The organism is Pseudomonas sp. A (assembly GCF_056270345.1).
On the sequence record NZ_CM149873.1, the window covers coordinates 1,848,377 to 1,866,717 of the forward strand.

Here is an 18,341-nt window from a genome sequence, read left to right on the forward strand (position 1 = left end):
CACAGGGATCATGCGTGCCTGTGGGAGCGGGTTTACCCGCGAAGAAGTCACCACTGATCAATGATGCTTGCGCGGCACCGGCTTCAACAGCTCGTCCGGCGGCATCTCGCACTTGATCTTGCGCCCCAGCAGCTCTTCGATCGCTGGCAGCTGGTACGAATCGTCCTCGCCGGCAAAGCTGATCGACACACCGCTGCTGCCCGCACGGCCGGTACGGCCGATACGGTGCACGTAGTCGTCCGGATCTTCCGGCAGGGTGAAGTTGATCACATGGCTGATGCCGTCGATGTGGATGCCGCGGCCGGCCACGTCGGTGGCCACCAGCACGCTGATGCGTCCTTCGCGGAAATTCTCCAGGGTGCGGATGCGCTTGTGCTGCGGCACGTCACCCGACAGCTGGGCGGCGTTGATGCCGTCGCGCACCAGTTTCTCCTCGATGCGTCGCACCTCGTCCTTGCGGTTGGCGAACACCATCACCCGTTCCCACTTGTTCTGCGTGACCAGGTTGTACAGCAGCTTGTACTTGTCGCTGCCGGCCACGGCGTAGACGTGCTGCTCGACGGTCTCGCTGGCCACGTTCTCCGGCTCGATCTCGACGATGGCCGGATCGGTGGTCCACTGCTTGGCCAGGTTCATCACATCGTCGGTGAAGGTGGCCGAGAACAGCAGGGTCTGGCGCTCGCTCTTGGGCGGGGTCTGGCGGATGATCTGGCGGACCTGGGGGATGAAGCCCATGTCGAGCATGCGGTCGGCTTCGTCCAGCACCAGCACCTCGACCATGTCCAGGTGCACCTCGCCGCGCTGGTTGAAGTCCAGCAGGCGGCCGGGGGTGGCCACCAGGATGTCGCAGTGGCGGGCCTCCAGCGACTTGAGCTGCTTGTCGAAGTCCATGCCGCCGACGAAGCTCATCACGTTCAGGCCGCTGTACTTGGTCAGGGCCTGGGCATCCTTGGCGATCTGTACCACCAGCTCGCGGGTCGGGGCGATGATCAGCGCCCGCGGCTCGCCCATGTAGCGCTCCTTGGGCGGCGGCACCTGCTGCAGCTGCGAGATGATCGAGACCAGGAACGCGGCGGTCTTGCCGGTGCCGGTCTGGGCTCGGCCGATGGCGTCCTGGCCACGCAGGGTGTGGCCCAGGACCTGGGCCTGGATCGGCGTGCAGTAAGGGAAACCGAGGTCGTGGATGGCGTGCATCAGCTCGTTGGAGAGCTTGAAGTCGTGGAAGCGGGTCTTGCCTTCCTGCGGCTCGACCACGAAGTCCTCGGGTTTCCACAGGCTGGCCTGAGGCTTGGGCTTGCGTTCGCGGCGCGGCTTGTCACGGGCGGGCTGTTCGACGCGCGGCTGGTCGGCGGGCTGGGGTTCGGCCTGCGGTTTTGCCGCGGCCCTGGGCTTGGCGTGCTGGCGCGCTGGCGCCTTTTCGACGGCGGGTTGCGCAGCCGGCGCGGGCGGGGTCACGGCGACGGGCTCGGCGGCCTGCGGCGTGGCGTCTCCCTTGGCGAATATTTTCTTGAGTGCCTTGAGCACGGTCGTCTCGTCAACTGGTTAAGGAATGTACGCCGGGCAGTGTAATGCAAGAATCGGGCGCGGCGTAGTGCAATGCATCCTGGGCTACACGATCACTTCAGCTGGCGGCTCAGCCAGTCGTGGATGTCGGACAGCTCGGCCACCGCCACTTCGTGTTCCATGGGGTACTCGTGCCATTGGGCAGCCACACCCCAGGTATCGAGGTATTCGAACGCCGTGCGGCCCATCGACGGGATCACCACCGAGTCATGCACGCCGTGCAGGCACAGCGCCGGGGTGCGCTGCTGGCAGGCGCTCAGCTGCTGGGCGTCGGTGAAGGTCGGTGCGTAGGTGGACAGTGCGATCACCCCGCCCAGGGCTTCCTGCCACTTTATATAGGCGGTGTGCAGCACCACGGCGCCGCCCTGGGAGAAACCGGCGAGGACGATGCGCGATAGGTTGATGCCCTTGGCCTGTTCCGCCTTGATCAGGGCAATGACCTGATCGGCCGATTCCTCCAGCTGCGTTTCGTCGATGGCCCGCGCCGGGGTCATGGCCTTGATGTCGTACCAACTGGGCATTTCGTAGCCACCGTTGATGGTCACCGCGCGCGTTGGCGCCTGGGGCATGATGAAGCGAGTGCTCAGCAGGCGTTCCTGGAGAAATTCCGCCACAGGTAGGAAGTCGTAACGGTCGGCCCCCAGGCCGTGCAACCAGATCACACAGGCGTCGGCGGTTTTCTGCGGTTCGAGGATCAGCGGGTTGGTCATGACTGCTCCGAAAGAGTGCTTGCGTACTTATGTAGTGCGTAAAAAGAAGGCATTGGAGGTTAATGCCAGAAAAAGATGTCGCAACTCTACAACTTTTACTACTTGACTACCGCTTAATCGCTTAAGCCTTCGACTGTGGTACGCCCTTTGCTACGTCCTTGCCATGCGAAGAGGTGGACCGGTCGCGGTAACACCCCTCGTGTGGATCGAAGGCTGTCATAGAACAGCCCATTGCGCCAATTGACCCAAAAACAAGCCAACAAGGGGTCGGATGCGCCTCATAAGGGTGCGGTGCAATTCCGGCTCATACAACAAGAGCGATTTGGAGGTTGTTGATGAAGATGTTGAAAACCACCCTGGCAGTCCTGACCGCCGCCGCTGCGCTGGGCGCCACCAGCTTTGCCCAGGCCGGCGCCACCCTCGATGCGGTGAAGAAGAAGGGCTTCGTCCAGTGTGGCGTGAGCGATGGTCTTCCAGGCTTCTCCGTACCGGACGCGCAAGGCAAGATCGTCGGCATCGACGCCGATGTGTGCCGCGCCGTCGCCGCCGCCGTGTTCGGCGACGCGACCAAGGTCAAGTTCAGCCAGCTCAACGCCAAGGAGCGCTTCACCGCGCTGCAGTCCGGCGAAGTCGACGTGCTGTCGCGCAACACTACCTGGACCAGCTCGCGCGATGCCGGCATGGGCCTGGTGTTCGCCGGTGTCACCTACTACGACGGCGTCGGCTTCCTCGCCAACAAGAAACTCGGCGTCTCCAGTGCCAAGGAACTCGATGGCGCGACCATCTGCATCCAGGCCGGTACCACTACCGAGCTGAACGTCTCCGACTACTTCCGCGCCAATGGCCTGAAGTACACCCCGATCACCTTCGACACCTCCGACGAAAGCGCCAAGTCGCTGGAGTCCGGCCGTTGCGACGTACTGACCTCCGACAAGTCGCAGCTGTTCGCCCAGCGCTCCAAGCTGGCCGCGCCGACCGAGTACGTAGTGTTGCCGGAGACCATCTCCAAGGAACCGCTGGGCCCAGTGGTGCGCAAGGGCGACGAGGAGTGGTTCAGCATCGTCAAGTGGACCCTGTTCGCCATGCTCAACGCCGAAGAGGCCGGCGTCACCTCGAAGAACGTCGAGGCCGAGGCCAAGTCCACCAAGAACCCTGACGTCGCCCGCCTGCTGGGCGCCGACGGCGAGTATGGCAAGGACCTCAAGCTGCCCAAGGACTGGGTAGTACAGATCGTCAAGCAAGTCGGCAACTATGGCGAAGTGTTCGAGAAGAACCTGGGCCAGAGCACCGACCTGAAGATCGACCGTGGCATGAACGCCCTGTGGAACAACGGCGGCATCCAGTACGCGCCACCGGTGCGCTGATGGTTGCACCCCGCGGCGGCATCCTGCCGCCGCGGGTCGTTCGAATCCCTTCTTTTCGGGGCACTTCATGCAAAATCAAATCGGCGCACGGAAAGGGTTTTCCCTTAGTGATCCACGTGTGCGCGCGTGGCTGTTCCAGATCCTCACGGTGGTCTTCGTGGTGGGCCTGGGCTGGTACCTGTTCCACAATACGCAGACCAACCTGCAGCACCGGGGCATCACCTCGGGCTTCGATTTCCTCGAGCGCAGCGCCGGCTTCGGCATCGCCCAGCACCTGATCCCCTACGTGGAATCGGACAGCTATGCCCGGGTGTTCGTCATCGGCCTGCTCAACACCCTGCTGGTGACCTTCATCGGCATCATCCTGGCCACCTTGCTGGGCTTCATCATCGGCGTGGCGCGGTTGTCACCGAACTGGATGATCAACAAGCTGGCGACGGTGTACGTGGAGACCTTCCGCAACATTCCGCCGCTGCTGCAGATCCTGTTCTGGTACTTCGCCGTGTTCCTGACCCTGCCCGGGCCACGGGGCAGCATCAACATCGACGACACCTTCTTCATCAGCAACCGCGGCCTGAACATGCCCGGCGCCTCGATGGCCGAGGGCTTCTGGCCGTTCGTCATCGCGCTGGTGCTGGCGATCGTCGCCATCGCGGTGATGGTGCGTTTCGCCAACAAGCGTTTCAACGAAACCGGCGAGCCGTTCCACAAGTTCTGGGTCGGCCTGCTGCTGTTCATCGGCATCCCCGGCGTCTGCGCGCTGCTGTTCGGCAGCCCGGTGCACTGGGAAGTGCCGCAGCTCAAGGGCTTCAACTTCGTCGGTGGCTGGGTGCTGATCCCCGAGCTGCTGGCGCTGACCCTGGCGCTGACCATCTATACCGCGGCGTTCATCGCCGAGATCGTGCGTTCCGGTATCCGTTCGGTCAGCCACGGCCAGACCGAGGCGGCCCGCTCGCTGGGCCTGCGCGAAGGCCCGACGCTGCGCAAGGTGATCATTCCCCAGGCCTTGCGGGTGATCATTCCGCCGCTGACCAGCCAGTACCTGAACCTGGCAAAGAACTCGTCGCTGGCCGCCGGTATCGGCTACCCGGAGATGGTCTCGCTGTTCGCTGGTACCGTGCTCAACCAGACCGGCCAGGCCATCGAGGTGATCGCCATCACCATGAGCGTCTATCTCGCCATCAGCATCAGCATTTCGCTGTTGATGAACTGGTACAACAAGCGCATTGCGCTGATCGAACGGTGAGGGTACATCCGTGACAGCCCATGTTTTCAAACCCGACATGCCGCCACCGGTGAAGACCGTTGGCGTGCTCGCCTGGATGCGGGCCAACCTGTTCTCCAGCTGGCTCAACACCCTGCTGACATTGTTCGCCCTGTACCTGGTCTGGCTGATCGTGCCGCCGCTGGTGCAGTGGGCGTTCATCGACGCCAACTGGGTCGGCACCACTCGCGCCGACTGCACCAAGGAGGGCGCCTGCTGGGTGTTCATCCAACAGCGCTTCGGCCAGTTCATGTACGGCTACTACCCGGCGGAACTGCGCTGGCGCGTCGACCTGAGCGTATGGCTCGCCGTGCTCGGCGCCGCACCGCTGTTCATCAAGCGCTTCCCGCGCAAGGCGGTGTACGGCCTGGGCTTCCTGGTGCTGTACCCGATCCTCGCCTACATCCTGCTGCATGGCGGTGTGCTGGGCCTGGACACGGTGCCCACCAGCCAGTGGGGCGGCCTGATGCTGACCCTGGTGATCGCCACGGTCGGTATCGTCGGCGCCTTGCCGCTGGGCATCCTGCTGGCGCTGGGGCGGCGTTCGAACATGCCGGCGGTGAAGGTGGTCTGCGTGACCTTCATCGAGTTCTGGCGCGGCGTGCCGCTGATCACCGTGCTGTTCATGTCATCGGTGATGCTGCCGCTGTTCCTGCCCGAGGGCATGAGCTTCGACAAGCTGCTGCGGGCGATGATCGGCGTGATCCTGTTCCAGTCGGCGTACATCGCCGAGGTGGTGCGCGGCGGCCTGCAGGCCATCCCCAAGGGCCAGTACGAAGCCGCCGCGGCCATGGGCCTGGGCTACTGGCGGGCGATGGGCCTGGTGATCCTGCCCCAGGCGCTCAAGCTGGTGATTCCTGGCATCGTCAACACCTTCATCGCCCTGTTCAAGGACACCAGCCTTGTGATCATCATCGGCCTGTTCGACCTGCTCAACAGCGTCAAGCAGGCAGCGGCTGACCCGGCCTGGCTGGGCATGGCCACCGAGGGCTATGTGTTCGCCGCCCTGGTGTTCTGGATTTTCTGTTTCGGTATGTCCCGCTACTCCATGCACCTGGAGCGCAAGCTGGACACTGGCCACAAGCGTTAGGAGTTTCGAAATGAGTGAAGCGATCAAGCAGCCTGCCGGCCCCGAAGGCATCATCCAGATGCAGGGCGTGAACAAGTGGTACGGCCAGTTCCATGTGCTCAAGGACATCAACCTGAACGTGCGCCAGGGCGAGCGCATCGTCCTGTGCGGGCCGTCCGGCTCGGGCAAGTCGACCACCATCCGCTGCCTCAACCGGCTGGAGGAACACCAGCAGGGGCGCATCGTCGTCGATGGCGTGGAGCTAACCAATGACCTCAAGCAGATCGAGGCGATCCGCCGCGAGGTGGGCATGGTGTTCCAGCACTTCAACCTGTTCCCGCACCTGAGCATCCTTGAAAACTGCACCCTGGCGCCGATGTGGGTGCGCAAGCTGCCGCGGCGCAAGGCCGAGGAAATCGCCATGCACTTCCTCGAGCGCGTGCGCATTCCGGAGCAGGCGCACAAGTACCCGGGGCAGTTGTCTGGTGGTCAACAGCAGCGGGTGGCGATTGCCCGGGCGCTGTGCATGAAGCCGAAGATCATGCTGTTCGACGAGCCGACTTCGGCGCTGGACCCGGAGATGGTCAAGGAGGTGCTGGACACCATGGTCAGCCTGGCCGAAGACGGTATGACCATGCTCTGCGTGACCCACGAGATGGGCTTTGCCCGCACCGTGGCGAACCGGGTGATCTTCATGGACAAGGGGGAGATCGTCGAGCAGGCCGCGCCGGATGACTTCTTCGACCGGCCGCGCAGTGATCGGACCAAGTTGTTCCTGAGCCAGATCCTGCATTGATGCAGTCGGGGCCGCTTTGCGGCCCTTTCGCGGCACAAGGCCGCTCCTACAGGAACAACGCGATCCTTGTAGGAGCGGCCTTGTGCCGCGAAAGGGCTGCAAAGCAGCCCCAATCAAGCAATATCACTTCTCTTCTTTGGTGGCCACCGGCGCTGGCGGCGGCCGCAGCCCCACCTCGGCCACCAGCTTCAGCTGCTGCCCATTGCGCACCACCTCGATGGTGATCTTCTCATTGGGCTTGATCCGCGCCACTTGGTTCATCGATTTGCGCCCGTCACCGGCCGGCTCGCCATTGATGCTCAGGATCACATCGCCCAGTTGCAGCCCCGCGCGCGCCGCCGGGCCATCGCGGAAGATACCCGCCACGACAATGCCCGGGCGGCCCTGCATGCCGAACGACTCGGCCAGTTCCTGGCTCAGCGGCTGCACTTCAATGCCCAGCCAGCCACGGATCACCTGGCCGTGCTCGACAATCGACTTCATCACCTCCAGCGCCAGCTTGACCGGGATGGCGAAGCCGATGCCCTGGGAGCCGCCGGACTTGGAGAAGATCGCCGTGTTGATGCCCACCAGGTTGCCGTTGGCATCCACCAGCGCGCCGCCGGAGTTGCCCGGGTTGATCGCAGCGTCGGTCTGGATGAAGTCTTCGTAGTTGTTCAGGCCCAGCTGGTTGCGACCGGTGGCGCTGATGATGCCCATGGTCACGGTCTGGCCGACGCCGAACGGGTTGCCGATGGCCAGGGTCACGTCACCGATGTGGATGTTGTCGGAGCGGCCGATGGTGATCGCCGGCAGGCTCTTGAGGTCGATCTTCAGCACCGCCAGGTCGGTTTCCGGATCGCTGCCGATCACCCGGGCGAGGGTCTCGCGGCCGTCCTTGAGGGCCACGACGATCTGGTCGGCGCCGCTGGTGACGTGGTTGTTGGTCAGCAGGTAGCCTTCCGGGCTCATGATCACCGCCGAGCCCAGGCTCGACTCCCAGCGCCGCTGCTTGGGCAGGTTGTCGCCGAAGAAACGACGGAACTGCGGGTCTTCGAACAGCGGGTGGGCGCTCTTGTTCACCACCTTGGTGGTGTACAGGTTGACCACCGCAGGCGCGGCCAGGGTCACGGCATCGGCGTAGGACACCGGGCCCTGCATGATCTTCGTGGTTTGCGGGGCCTGCTGCAGGTTGACGTCCTGGCTGGGCAGGCCGACCCATTGCGGGAAACGCTGGATGATCAGGATGGCGATCAGCACACCGGTGAGCAGGGGCCAGCCGAAGTAACGCAGAGCCTTGAACATGAATGAATCCTGGGAGTAGGGCGGGGGCCTTGTCAGTTCGGCCCGGGGCGAGCGCGCGCGATCATACACGTGAAAAAGTCGATCGGCACGGTCGAAACCGCAGTGGCTGCTTCGCGGGTAAACCCGCTCCCACAGAGATCACACCAACCCTGTGGGAGCGGGTTTACCCGCGAAGGGCAGCACCGCAGGTTTGCCCCCAAGCACTTGTCACCGGTTTCCCCTGCGCCGGCGACGGCCCATAATGGCGGCCATTATAGGGCCTCGCGCCCTGGTGCAACGCCGAATTCGAGGAGATTTTTCATGGCCGTCGCCCTCAATACCCTGGTCGAGGAAGCCGAGCGCTACCTGGGCAGCGCGAAGATCCAGGACTACTGCCCCAACGGCCTGCAGGTCGAAGGCCGCCCCCAGGTCAGCCGTATCGTCAGCGGCGTGACCGCCAGCCAGGCGCTGCTGGACGCGGCGGTCGAGGCCGAAGCCGACCTGGTGCTGGTGCACCATGGCTACTTCTGGAAGGGCGAGAACCCGTGCATCACCGGGATCAAGCAGCGGCGCCTGAAGACCCTGCTCAAGCACGACATCAGCCTGCTGGCCTTCCACCTGCCGCTGGACGTACACCCGGAAGTGGGCAACAACGTGCAGCTGGCGCGCCAGCTGGACATCACCGTCGAGGGCCCGCTGGACCCGAACAACCCCAAGGTGGTCGGCCTGGTCGGTTCGCTGGCGGAACCGGTGTCGGCGCGGGACTTCGCCCGCCGGGTGCGCGAGGCGCTGGGGCGAGAGCCGCTGGTCGTCGAGGGTGAGCAGATGATCCGCCGGGTCGGCTGGTGCACCGGCGGTGGGCAGGGCTACATCGACACCGCCATCGCCGCCGGGGTCGACCTGTTCATCAGTGGCGAGGCGTCGGAGCAGACCTTCCACAGTGCCCGCGAGAACGGCGTGAGCTTCATCGCCGCCGGGCACCACGCCACCGAACGCTATGGCGTGCAGGCGCTGGGGGATTACCTGGCGCGGCGGTTCGCGGTCGAGCACCTGTTCATCGATTGCCCGAATCCGATCTGATGATGCAGATGTCGTTCCTGTAGGAGCGGCCTTGTGCCGCGAAAGGGCTGCGCAGCAGCCCCAGGATTTCAGCGTTGATGCATAAATCGCCGGGGCTGCCTTGCAGCCCTTTCGCGGCACAAGGCCGCTCCTACAGGGCCCAAACCCCCAGTCATATCGTTAGATTGTTTCGATCTAGGCAGCCTCCTAAATAGAATCAGGTGCTGTGATAAAGTGGCTCGCTCGAACACGGCCCGCAGGCCGTCCATAAGATCGTTTTTCGTGAGTAGCCATGGTCGACAATCTGACGCACTTGAAACAGCTGGAGGCGGAGAGCATCCACATCATCCGCGAGGTGGCCGCCGAGTTCGACAACCCGGTGATGCTGTACTCGATCGGCAAGGATTCCGCGGTCATGCTGCACCTGGCGCGCAAGGCGTTCTTCCCGGGCAAGCTGCCGTTCCCGGTGATGCACGTCGACACCCAGTGGAAGTTCCAGGAGATGTACCGCTTCCGCGACAAGATGGTCGAAGAGATGGGCCTGGAGCTGATCACCCACGTCAACCCCGAGGGTGTGGCGCAGGGCATCAACCCGTTCACCCATGGCAGCTCCAAGCACACCGACATCATGAAGACCCAGGGCCTGAAGCAGGCGCTGGACAAGCATGGCTTCGACGCCGCCTTCGGCGGTGCGCGCCGTGACGAAGAGAAGTCGCGGGCCAAGGAGCGCGTCTACTCGTTCCGTGACAGCAAGCACCGCTGGGACCCGAAGAACCAGCGCCCGGAGCTGTGGAACATCTACAACGGCAAGGTCAACAAGGGCGAGTCGATCCGCGTGTTCCCGCTGTCGAACTGGACCGAGCTGGACATCTGGCAGTACATCTACCTCGAAGGCATCCCGATCGTGCCGCTGTACTTCGCCGCCGAGCGCGAAGTGATCGAGAAGAACGGCACCCTGATCATGATCGACGACGAGCGCATCCTCGAGCACCTGAGCGACGAGGAGAAGGCGCGCATCGTCAAGAAGAAAGTGCGTTTCCGTACCCTGGGCTGCTACCCGCTGACGGGCGCGGTCGAGTCTGAAGCCGAGACCCTGACGGACATCATCCAGGAAATGCTCCTGACCCGAACGTCCGAGCGCCAGGGCCGCGTCATCGACCACGATGGCGCCGGTTCCATGGAAGACAAAAAACGCCAAGGCTACTTCTAATTTCAGGGTTTCCTCATGTCGCACCAATCCGATTTGATCAGCGAGGACATCCTCGCCTACCTGGCCCAGCACGAGCGTAAAGAGCTGCTGCGCTTCCTGACCTGTGGCAACGTGGACGACGGCAAGAGCACCCTGATCGGGCGCCTGCTGCACGACTCGAAGATGATCTACGAGGACCACCTCGAGGCCATCACCCGCGACTCGAAAAAATCCGGCACCACTGGCGAGGAAGTCGACCTGGCGCTGCTGGTGGACGGCCTGCAGGCCGAGCGCGAGCAGGGCATCACCATCGATGTCGCCTACCGCTACTTCTCCACCGCCAAGCGCAAGTTCATCATCGCCGACACCCCGGGCCACGAGCAGTACACCCGCAACATGGCCACCGGCGCGTCCACCTGCGATCTGGCGATCATCCTGGTCGATGCCCGCTACGGCGTACAGACCCAGACCCGCCGGCACAGCTATATCGCCTCGTTGCTGGGCATCAAGCACATCGTCGTCGCGGTCAACAAGATGGACCTCAAGGGCTTCGACGAGCAGGTCTTCGAGTCGATCAAGGCCGACTACCTGAAGTTCGCCGAGGGCATCAACCTCAAGCCGAGCAGCCTGCACTTCGTGCCGATGTCGGCGCTCAAGGGCGACAACGTGGTCAACCGCAGCGAGCGTTCGCCGTGGTACACGGGCCCGGCGCTGATGGAGATCCTCGAGACCGTCGAGATCGCCGCCGACCGCAACGTCACCGACCTGCGTTTCCCGGTGCAGTACGTCAACCGTCCGAACCTGAACTTCCGTGGCTTCGCCGGCACCATCGCCGGTGGCGTGGTGCACAAGGGCGACGAGATCGTCGTGCTGCCGTCGGGCAAGAGCAGCCGGGTCAAGTCCATCGTCACCTACGAAGGTGAACTGGAGAACGCCGGCCCCGGCCAGGCCGTGACCCTGACGATGGAAGACGAGATCGACATCTCCCGTGGCGACCTGCTGGTACATGCCGACAACGTACCGTCGGTCACCGACCAGTTCGATGCCATGCTGGTGTGGATGGCCGAGGAGCCAATGCTCCCGGGCAAGAAGTACGACATCAAGCGCGCCACCAGCTACGTGCCGGGCTCGATTGCGAGCATCACCCACAAGGTCGATGTGAACACCTTGGAGCAGGGCCCCGCCAGCGCGCTGCAGCTCAACGAGATCGGCCGGGTCAAGGTCGCGCTGGACAGCGCCATTGCCCTGGACGGCTACGAGAGCAACCGCACCACCGGCGCGTTCATCGTCATCGACCGCCTGACCAACGGCACCGTCGGCGCCGGCATGATCATCGCCCCGCCGGTACTGCCGCACGGCAGCACCGGTCAGCACGGCAAGCTGGCCCATGTGTCGACCGAAGAGCGCGCCCTGCGCTTCGGCCAGCAGCCGGCCACCGTGCTGTTCAGCGGCCTGTCCGGCGCCGGCAAGAGCACCCTGGCCTACGCGGTGGAGCGCAAGCTGTTCGACATGGGCCGTGCGGTCTATGTGCTCGATGGCCAGAACCTGCGCCACGACCTGAACAAGGGCCTGCCGCAGGATCGCGCCGGGCGCACCGAGAACTGGCGCCGCGCCGCCCATGTGGCGCGCCAGTTCAACGAAGCCGGCCTGCTGACCCTGGCTGCGTTCGTTGCCCCGGATGCCGAAGGCCGCGAGCAGGCCAAGGCGCTGATCGGCAAGGAGCGCCTGGTCACCGTCTACGTCCAGGCGTCGCCGCTGGTGTGCCGTGAGCGTGATCCACAGGGGCTGTACGCGGCCGGTGGCGACAACATTCCGGGCGAGAGTTTCCCGTTCGATGTGCCGCTGGATGCGGACCTGGTGATCGACACCCAGTCGGTCAGTGTCGATGAAGGTGTGAAGCTGGTGCTGGATGTGCTGCGTCTGCGTGGCGCGATCTGAGTAACCACGTGATCTGAGAAACCCCGCTTCGGCGGGGTTTTTTGTTTGGTTCGGGAGAGCCGGGGCTGCTGTGCAGCCCTTTCGCGGCACAAGGCCGCTCCTACAGGGGACCGCACAACCCTGTAGGAGCGGCCTTGTGCCGCGAACGGGGCGCAGCGCGCCCCCGACTCTCTAAATGTGTTTCTCGGAAACGGGAATCACCCGCCGCTCCTTCACCGCCTTGTACGAAAAGCTCGAATAGATCTCCTTCACCCCCGGCAACCGTTGCAGCACCTCCCGGGTGAATTCGCCAAACGACTCCAGGTCCCGGGCGAGGATCTCCAGCAAAAAGTCATAGCGCCCGGAGATGTTGTGGCAGGCGACGATCTCGGGAATCTCCATCAGCCTTTGCTCGAACGCCAGGGCCATCTCCTTGGTGTGCGAGTCCATCATGATGCTGACGAACGCGGTCACCCCGAAGCCCAGCGACTTGGGCGAAAGAATGGCCTGGTAGCCGGTGATGTAGCCGTTGTCCTCCAGCAGCTTGACCCGCCGCCAGCAGGGCGAGGTGGTCAGGGCGACCTGGTCGGCGAGTTCGGATACGGTCAGGCGGGCGTTGTCCTGCAGGGCGGCGAGCAGGGCGCGGTCGGTACGGTCGAGAGCTGAAGGCATATCTTGCCCTCCTGGTTCTATTTTTGTTGTTTTTCTTTCAAAACTTGCGCAATTGCGTGGGCAAGTTTGGAAAAAGCGCGGCAGCTTGGTGGCATAAGCTTATAGCAAACCACAAGAGGCTGTTGCCATGCGCGACTCCAACAAGAACACCGGTTTCTCCACACGGGCCATCCACCATGGCTATGACCCGATGTCCCACGGCGGCGCGTTGGTGCCGCCGGTGTACCAGACCGCCACCTATGCCTTCCCCACCGTCGAGTACGGCGCCGCCTGCTTCGCGGGTGAGGAACCGGGGCATTTCTACAGCCGCATTTCCAATCCGACCCTGGGCCTGCTGGAACAGCGCATGGCCTCTCTCGAAGGGGGCGAGGCCGGGCTGGCGCTGGCCTCCGGCATGGGCGCCATTACCGCCACGCTATGGACCCTGCTACGCCCCGGTGACGAGCTGATCGTCGGCAGCACCCTGTATGGCTGCACCTTCGCCTACCTGCACCACGGCATCGGCGAGTTTGGCGTGAAGATCCGCCATGTCGATCTCAACGACATCCCGGCACTGCAGGCCGCGATCACCCCGAAGACGCGGATGATCTACTTCGAAACCCCGGCCAACCCCAACATGCAGCTGGTGGACATTGCCGCGGTGGTCGACGCCGCCCGTGGTCACGACCTGAGCATCGTGGTCGACAACACCTACTGCACCCCCTACCTGCAACGCCCGCTGGAGCTGGGCGTGGACCTGGTGGTGCATTCGGCCACCAAGTACCTGTCCGGGCATGGCGATATCACCGCCGGGCTGGTGGTCGGGCGCAAGGCGCTGATCGACCGCATCCGCCTGGAAGGGCTCAAGGACATGACCGGCGCGGTGCTGTCGCCCCATGATGCCGCACTGCTGATGCGCGGCATCAAGACCCTGGCCCTGCGCATGGACCGCCACTGCGCCAATGCCCAGCAGGTGGCCGAGTTCCTCGCCGGACAATCACAGGTAGAGCTGCTGCACTACCCGGGGCTGCCATCCTTCCCGCAGTACGCGCTGGCCCAGCGGCAGATGCGCCTGCCGGGCGGCATGATCGCCTTCGAACTCAAGGGCGGTATCGAGGCCGGCCGTCGCTTCATGAACGCCCTGCAGCTGTTCAGCCGCGCGGTGAGCCTGGGCGATGCCGAGTCGCTGGCCCAGCACCCGGCGAGCATGACCCACTCCAGCTATACCCAGCAGGAGCGTGCCGAGCATGGCATCTCGGAAGGGCTGGTGCGTCTGTCGGTGGGGCTGGAAGACATCGACGACCTGCTCGCAGACATTGCCCAGGCCCTGAAGGCCTGTGCCTGAACCGCCACGGACGAGGCCTGCGCGATGGTAGCGATGATGAACCCGAACGAGCCGTTGACGGCCCTCGAAGCCGCCCTGGACAGTGACCCCGAGGAAACCGCCGAGTGGTGTGAGGCCCTGTCCTCGACCCTGGCCCACTGCGGCCCGGCGCGGGCGCGCTACCTGCTGCAGCGCCTGCAGGCCCATGCCCTGGAGCTGGGTCTGGAGCGTGAGGCCCAGGCCTTCTCGGCCTACCGCAACACCTTGCCGGTGGAGCAGCAGGGCAACTACCCCGGCGACCTGGAGCTGGATGAGCGAATCACCGGCATCCTGCGCTGGAATGCCCTGGCCATGGTGGTGCGGGCCAACCATGCCTACGGCGAGCTGGGCGGGCACATCGCCAGCTATGCCTCGGCGGCGGAAATCTTCGAGGTCGGTTTCCAGCATTTCTTCCGTGGCGAGGGCGGCGGCGCGCAGCGCAGTGGCGACCTGGTGTTCTTCCAGCCGCACTCGGCGCCGGGCATCTATGCCCGCGCCTTCCTTGAAGGGCGCCTGAGCGAGGCGCAACTGGCCAACTATCGGCAGGAAGTCGCGGGCAACGGCCTGTGCTCCTATCCGCATCCCTGGCTGATGCCCGATTTCTGGCAGTTCCCCACCGGTTCCATGGGCATCGGCCCGCTCAATGCCATCTACCAGGCGCGCTTCATGCGCTACCTGCAGCACCGCGGCCTGCTCGATACCTCGGCGCGGCATGTGTGGGGCGTGTTCGGCGATGGCGAGATGGACGAGCCGGAGTCGATAGCCGGCCTGACCCTGGCCGCCCGCGAAGGCCTGGACAACCTGACCTTCATCGTCAACTGCAACCTGCAGCGCCTGGACGGCCCGGTGCGCGGCAACGGCCAGATCATCCAGGAGCTCGAAGCGCTGTTCAGCGGCGCCGGCTGGAACGTGATCAAGGTGCTGTGGGGCTCGGAGTGGGACGCGCTGTTCGCCCGGGATCATGAGCATGCGCTGCTGCGCCAGCTGGCGGCGACACCTGATGGGCAGTTCCAGACCCTCGGTGCCAAGGACGGCAGCTACAACCTCGAGCACTTCTTCAAGCAGAACCCGGCGTTGCAGCGTCTGGTGGCGCACATGAGCGCTGACGAGATCAACGCCCTCAAGCGCGGTGGCCACGATTTTCGCAAGCTGCATGCCGCCTACGCCGCGGCCAAGGCCTGCAAGGGGCGGCCGACGGTGATCCTGGCCAAGACCAAGAAAGGCTACGGCATGAGCAGTGCCGGTGAGTCGCGAATGACCGCGCACCAGGCCAAGAAGCTCGATGTGCAGGCGCTGCTGGCCTTTCGCGATCGCTTCCACCTGCCGCTGTCCGACGAGGCAGTGGAGCAGCTGCGCTTCTACCGTCCGGCCGCCGACAGCCCGGAGATGATCTACCTGCGCCAGCGCCGCGAGGCTTTGGGCGGGCCGCTGCCGGTGCGGCGCAGCGATTGCACCGGCCTGCCCGTGCCGGACCTGGACAGCTTCGCAGGCTTCGCCCTGCGCGCCGAGGGCAAAGAGATGTCCACCACCATGGCCGCCGTGCGCCTGCTCGGCAACTGGCTCAAGGTGCCGGGGCTGGGGCCGCGGGTGGTGCCGATCGTCGCCGACGAAGCGCGGACCTTCGGCATGGCCAGCCTGTTCCGTCAGATCGGTATCTACTCGCCCCAGGGGCAACGCTACGAGCCGGAGGATGCCGGCTCGCTGCTGGTCTACAAGGAAGCGCGCGACGGTCAGTTGCTGGAGGAGGGCATCACCGAGGCCGGGGCGATCTCTTCGTGGATCGCGGCGGCGACCGCCTACGCGGTGCATGGCGAGGCGATGCTGCCGGTGTACATCTACTACTCCATGTTCGGCTTCCAGCGGGTCGGCGACCTGATCTGGGCCGCCGCCGACCAGCGCGCCCGCGGCCTGTTGCTTGGCGCCACCGCAGGGCGCACCACGCTGGGTGGCGAGGGGCTGCAGCATCAGGACGGCTCGAGCCTGGTCATGGCCGCCATGGTGCCCAACTGCCGCGCCTGGGACCCGTGCTTTGCCGGCGAGCTGGCGGTGATCCTCGATCATGCCGCACGGCGCATGCTGGTGGAGCAACGGGACGAGTTCCACTACGTGGCGGTGATGAATGAAAACTACCCGCAGCCGTCGTTGCCCGAAGATGTGCACGACGATGTGTTGCGAGGCATGTACCGGTTTGCACGGCATGCGTCGGCGGCACCTCGTGGCCAGGTGCGCTTGTTGGGCTCGGGCACCATCCTGCGCGAGGTGATCGCCGCCGGCGAGTTGCTGGCCAGTGATTGGCAGGTCGACAGTGAGGTGTTCAGCGTCACCAGCTTCAGCGAGCTGGCGCGTGGGGCCAGGGATGCGCAGCGCCTGGCGATGGCCGGGGAACAGGGGGATTGCCACGTGCGTCGTTGCCTGCCCGGTGATGCCCCGGTGATCGCGGCCAGCGACTATGTGCGTGCCTGGCCGCAGCTGATTGCCGAGTATGTGCAGGCGCCCTATATCACCCTGGGCACCGATGGTTTCGGGCGCAGTGACACGCGTCAGCAGTTGCGTCGGTTCTTCGAGGTGGATCGGCATGCTGTAGTGCTGGCAGCGTTGTACGGGCTGGTGTGCCAGGGCGTGCTGCCGGCGGATGTGCTGGGGCAGGCGAGGGCGCGCTATGGGATTGGCGAGGAGGGGGCGGCCTGGTATCGGTGACAGGTTGGCAAGATTACCTGTGGGAGCGGGTTTACCCGCGAACACCGGCGGAGCCGGTGCCATCCACCGCGTTGGATTCTTCGCGGGTAAACCCGCTCCCACATGGTCCTGCTAAATCAATGAGTTATATGTAGTTCCATCAGAGCCGGCCTTGCCGGTGAATGGACCAATCACCCACAAAAAAGGCCTCTTTCGAGGCCTTCTTCATGTCATCGACTCAGCGCTTGAGCCCGTAGCTCTCGTCGAGCATGCCCGGCGAGTTCGGGGTCTTCGGTGCGTAGTCGCGCGGCACCTCGGCGGTGTCCTTCGGCGGCGTCAGGCGATCACGCGGGCCTTGCGCGGCTTCCGAGTGCAGCGCGGCCAGCAGGCGCTGGCGGGTCAGTTCATCCAGGGCCAGGCGGTTGGCGCCGTCGGCCAGGTGATCCTGGACGTCCTGATAGCTCTGGGTCAGCTTCTTGACCAGCGAGGCGGTGCTGTTGAAGTGGGTCACCACTTCATTCTGGTAATTGTCGAAGCGCTGCTGGATGTCATCCAGCTGGCGTTGGGTGTTGCTCGGTGCCGCGTTGGGCAGCAGGCGGGCCAGCGCGAAACCGACGCCGACGCCGACAACCAGGGCCAGGGTCGGCAGCAACCAAACAAGGAGCGAGTGTTCCACGAGTCCTTCCTCTATAAACGGCTTTGCTTTACGTTAACGGCTCAGACCTGCGCTGTATACCGCGAGCGATCGCAAATCAGAACAGAATTCCTCAGCTAGACGAGTCGACCCTCCTCGAGGTCACGGAGTAGTGCCTTGCTTATCCGCGAAACACCCTTGTTCATCGATGGCCCCTGCGGCCAGCTGGAAGCCTTGTACCTGGACGTGGCCGGCGCCCGCGGCGCGGTGCTGATCTGCCACCCCAATCCGGTCCAGGGCGGCACCATGCTCAACAAGGTGGTCTCGACCCTGCAACGCACCGCCCGCGACGCCGGTTACATCACCCTGCGTTTCAATTATCGGGGCGTCGGCCAGAGCGCCGGCAGCCACGACATGGGCGCCGGTGAAGTGACCGATGCCGAGGCCGCTGCCGCCTGGCTGCGCGAGCAGCACCCCGAACTGCCGCTGGTGCTGATGGGGTTCTCCTTCGGTGGTTTCGTCGCCGCCAGCCTGGCCGGGCGCCTGGAGGCCGGGGGCGTGGCACTGCAACACCTGTTCATGATCGCCCCGGCGGTGATGCGCCTGACCGAGCAGTTCCCGCTGCCCGAACGCGTCGCCCTCACGGTGGTGCAGCCGGACACCGACGAAGTGGTCGACCCGCAGTTGGTCTACGACTGGTCGAATGACCTGTCGCGCCCCCATGAGCTGCTGAAAGTGGCAGAATGCGGACACTTCTTCCATGGCAAGCTGACCGATCTGAAGGATCTGCTGCTGCCGCGCCTTTCGAACTGAGCCAAGCCTG

At 64.5% G+C, this 18,341-nt stretch carries 15 protein-coding genes; 10 read left to right on the forward strand and 5 right to left on the reverse strand.

Annotation, left to right across the window (positions count from 1 at the left end; all coding sequences use genetic code 11):
- Positions 1-57: 57 nt before the first annotated feature.
- Both rhlB and AC0MAZ_RS08400 read right to left on the reverse strand, forming a co-directional pair.
- Complete coding sequence (gene rhlB, locus AC0MAZ_RS08395; protein WP_254465291.1) at positions 58-1,524, reverse strand: ATP-dependent RNA helicase RhlB; 1,467 nt, start codon at positions 1,522-1,524, stop codon at positions 58-60.
- A gap of 92 nt (positions 1,525-1,616) precedes the next feature.
- On the reverse strand, positions 1,617-2,273 hold the full coding sequence (locus tag AC0MAZ_RS08400) for an alpha/beta hydrolase (protein ID WP_254465292.1): 657 nt from the start codon (positions 2,271-2,273) through the stop codon (positions 1,617-1,619).
- A gap of 335 nt (positions 2,274-2,608) precedes the next feature.
- On the opposite strand from AC0MAZ_RS08400, the gene AC0MAZ_RS08405 reads away from it, so the two are divergent.
- The 4 genes from AC0MAZ_RS08405 to AC0MAZ_RS08420 all read left to right on the forward strand — a co-directional run bounded on the left by AC0MAZ_RS08405 (position 2,609) and on the right by AC0MAZ_RS08420 (position 6,766).
- A complete protein-coding gene (locus tag AC0MAZ_RS08405; RefSeq protein WP_023629381.1) occupies positions 2,609-3,637 on the forward strand; it encodes an amino acid ABC transporter substrate-binding protein in 1,029 nt (342 codons plus the stop codon).
- A gap of 67 nt (positions 3,638-3,704) precedes the next feature.
- Entirely contained in the window at positions 3,705-4,883 is a 1,179-nt protein-coding gene (locus AC0MAZ_RS08410) for an amino acid ABC transporter permease (RefSeq protein WP_232854682.1), read from the forward strand.
- A 10-nt stretch (positions 4,884-4,893) separates the two neighbouring features.
- Positions 4,894-5,991 (forward strand): amino acid ABC transporter permease, encoded by a 1,098-nt coding sequence (locus AC0MAZ_RS08415; protein ID WP_232854681.1) that lies wholly within the window; start codon positions 4,894-4,896, stop codon positions 5,989-5,991.
- Positions 5,992-6,001: 10 nt separating this feature from the next.
- Positions 6,002-6,766, forward strand: coding sequence for an amino acid ABC transporter ATP-binding protein (locus tag AC0MAZ_RS08420; RefSeq protein ID WP_232854680.1), 765 nt, complete (start codon positions 6,002-6,004; stop codon positions 6,764-6,766).
- Between the two features lie 123 nt (positions 6,767-6,889).
- On the opposite strand, the gene algW is transcribed toward AC0MAZ_RS08420, so the two are convergent.
- Positions 6,890-8,050, reverse strand: a complete 1,161-nt coding sequence (gene algW / locus AC0MAZ_RS08425) for a Do family serine endopeptidase AlgW (RefSeq protein ID WP_198745891.1) — start codon at positions 8,048-8,050, stop codon at positions 6,890-6,892.
- A gap of 300 nt (positions 8,051-8,350) precedes the next feature.
- Here algW and AC0MAZ_RS08430 point away from each other — a divergent pair, with 300 nt between their 5' ends.
- From AC0MAZ_RS08430 to cysN, 3 genes are all read left to right on the forward strand, one after another.
- Positions 8,351-9,109, forward strand: a complete 759-nt coding sequence (locus AC0MAZ_RS08430; RefSeq protein ID WP_028689771.1) for a Nif3-like dinuclear metal center hexameric protein — start codon at positions 8,351-8,353, stop codon at positions 9,107-9,109.
- Between the two features lie 271 nt (positions 9,110-9,380).
- Entirely contained in the window at positions 9,381-10,298 is a 918-nt protein-coding gene (cysD, locus tag AC0MAZ_RS08435) for a sulfate adenylyltransferase subunit CysD (protein ID WP_011535568.1), read from the forward strand.
- Between the two features lie 15 nt (positions 10,299-10,313).
- Entirely contained in the window at positions 10,314-12,215 is a 1,902-nt protein-coding gene (gene cysN, locus AC0MAZ_RS08440) for a sulfate adenylyltransferase subunit CysN (RefSeq protein ID WP_475860854.1), read from the forward strand.
- A gap of 171 nt (positions 12,216-12,386) precedes the next feature.
- Here the strand turns inward: cysN and AC0MAZ_RS08445 are convergent, their stop codons facing one another.
- Positions 12,387-12,866, reverse strand: a complete 480-nt coding sequence (locus AC0MAZ_RS08445) for an Lrp/AsnC family transcriptional regulator (RefSeq protein ID WP_028689769.1) — start codon at positions 12,864-12,866, stop codon at positions 12,387-12,389.
- A 127-nt stretch (positions 12,867-12,993) separates the two neighbouring features.
- Here AC0MAZ_RS08445 and AC0MAZ_RS08450 point away from each other — a divergent pair, with 127 nt between their 5' ends.
- Positions 12,994-14,190: a methionine gamma-lyase gene (locus tag AC0MAZ_RS08450; RefSeq protein ID WP_475860855.1), complete on the forward strand. Its 1,197-nt coding sequence runs from the start codon at positions 12,994-12,996 to the stop codon at positions 14,188-14,190.
- A 24-nt stretch (positions 14,191-14,214) separates the two neighbouring features.
- A complete protein-coding gene (mdeB, locus tag AC0MAZ_RS08455; protein WP_475860856.1) occupies positions 14,215-16,905 on the forward strand; it encodes an alpha-ketoglutarate dehydrogenase in 2,691 nt (896 codons plus the stop codon).
- Positions 16,906-17,122: 217 nt separating this feature from the next.
- Here mdeB and AC0MAZ_RS08460 read toward each other — a convergent pair whose 3' ends face one another.
- On the reverse strand, positions 17,123-17,560 hold the full coding sequence (locus tag AC0MAZ_RS08460; RefSeq protein WP_203647922.1) for a Z-ring associated ZapG family protein: 438 nt from the start codon (positions 17,558-17,560) through the stop codon (positions 17,123-17,125).
- A gap of 135 nt (positions 17,561-17,695) precedes the next feature.
- On the opposite strand from AC0MAZ_RS08460, the gene AC0MAZ_RS08465 reads away from it, so the two are divergent.
- Positions 17,696-18,331, forward strand: coding sequence for an alpha/beta hydrolase (locus AC0MAZ_RS08465; RefSeq protein WP_475860857.1), 636 nt, complete (start codon positions 17,696-17,698; stop codon positions 18,329-18,331).
- Positions 18,332-18,341: the final 10 nt, after the last annotated feature.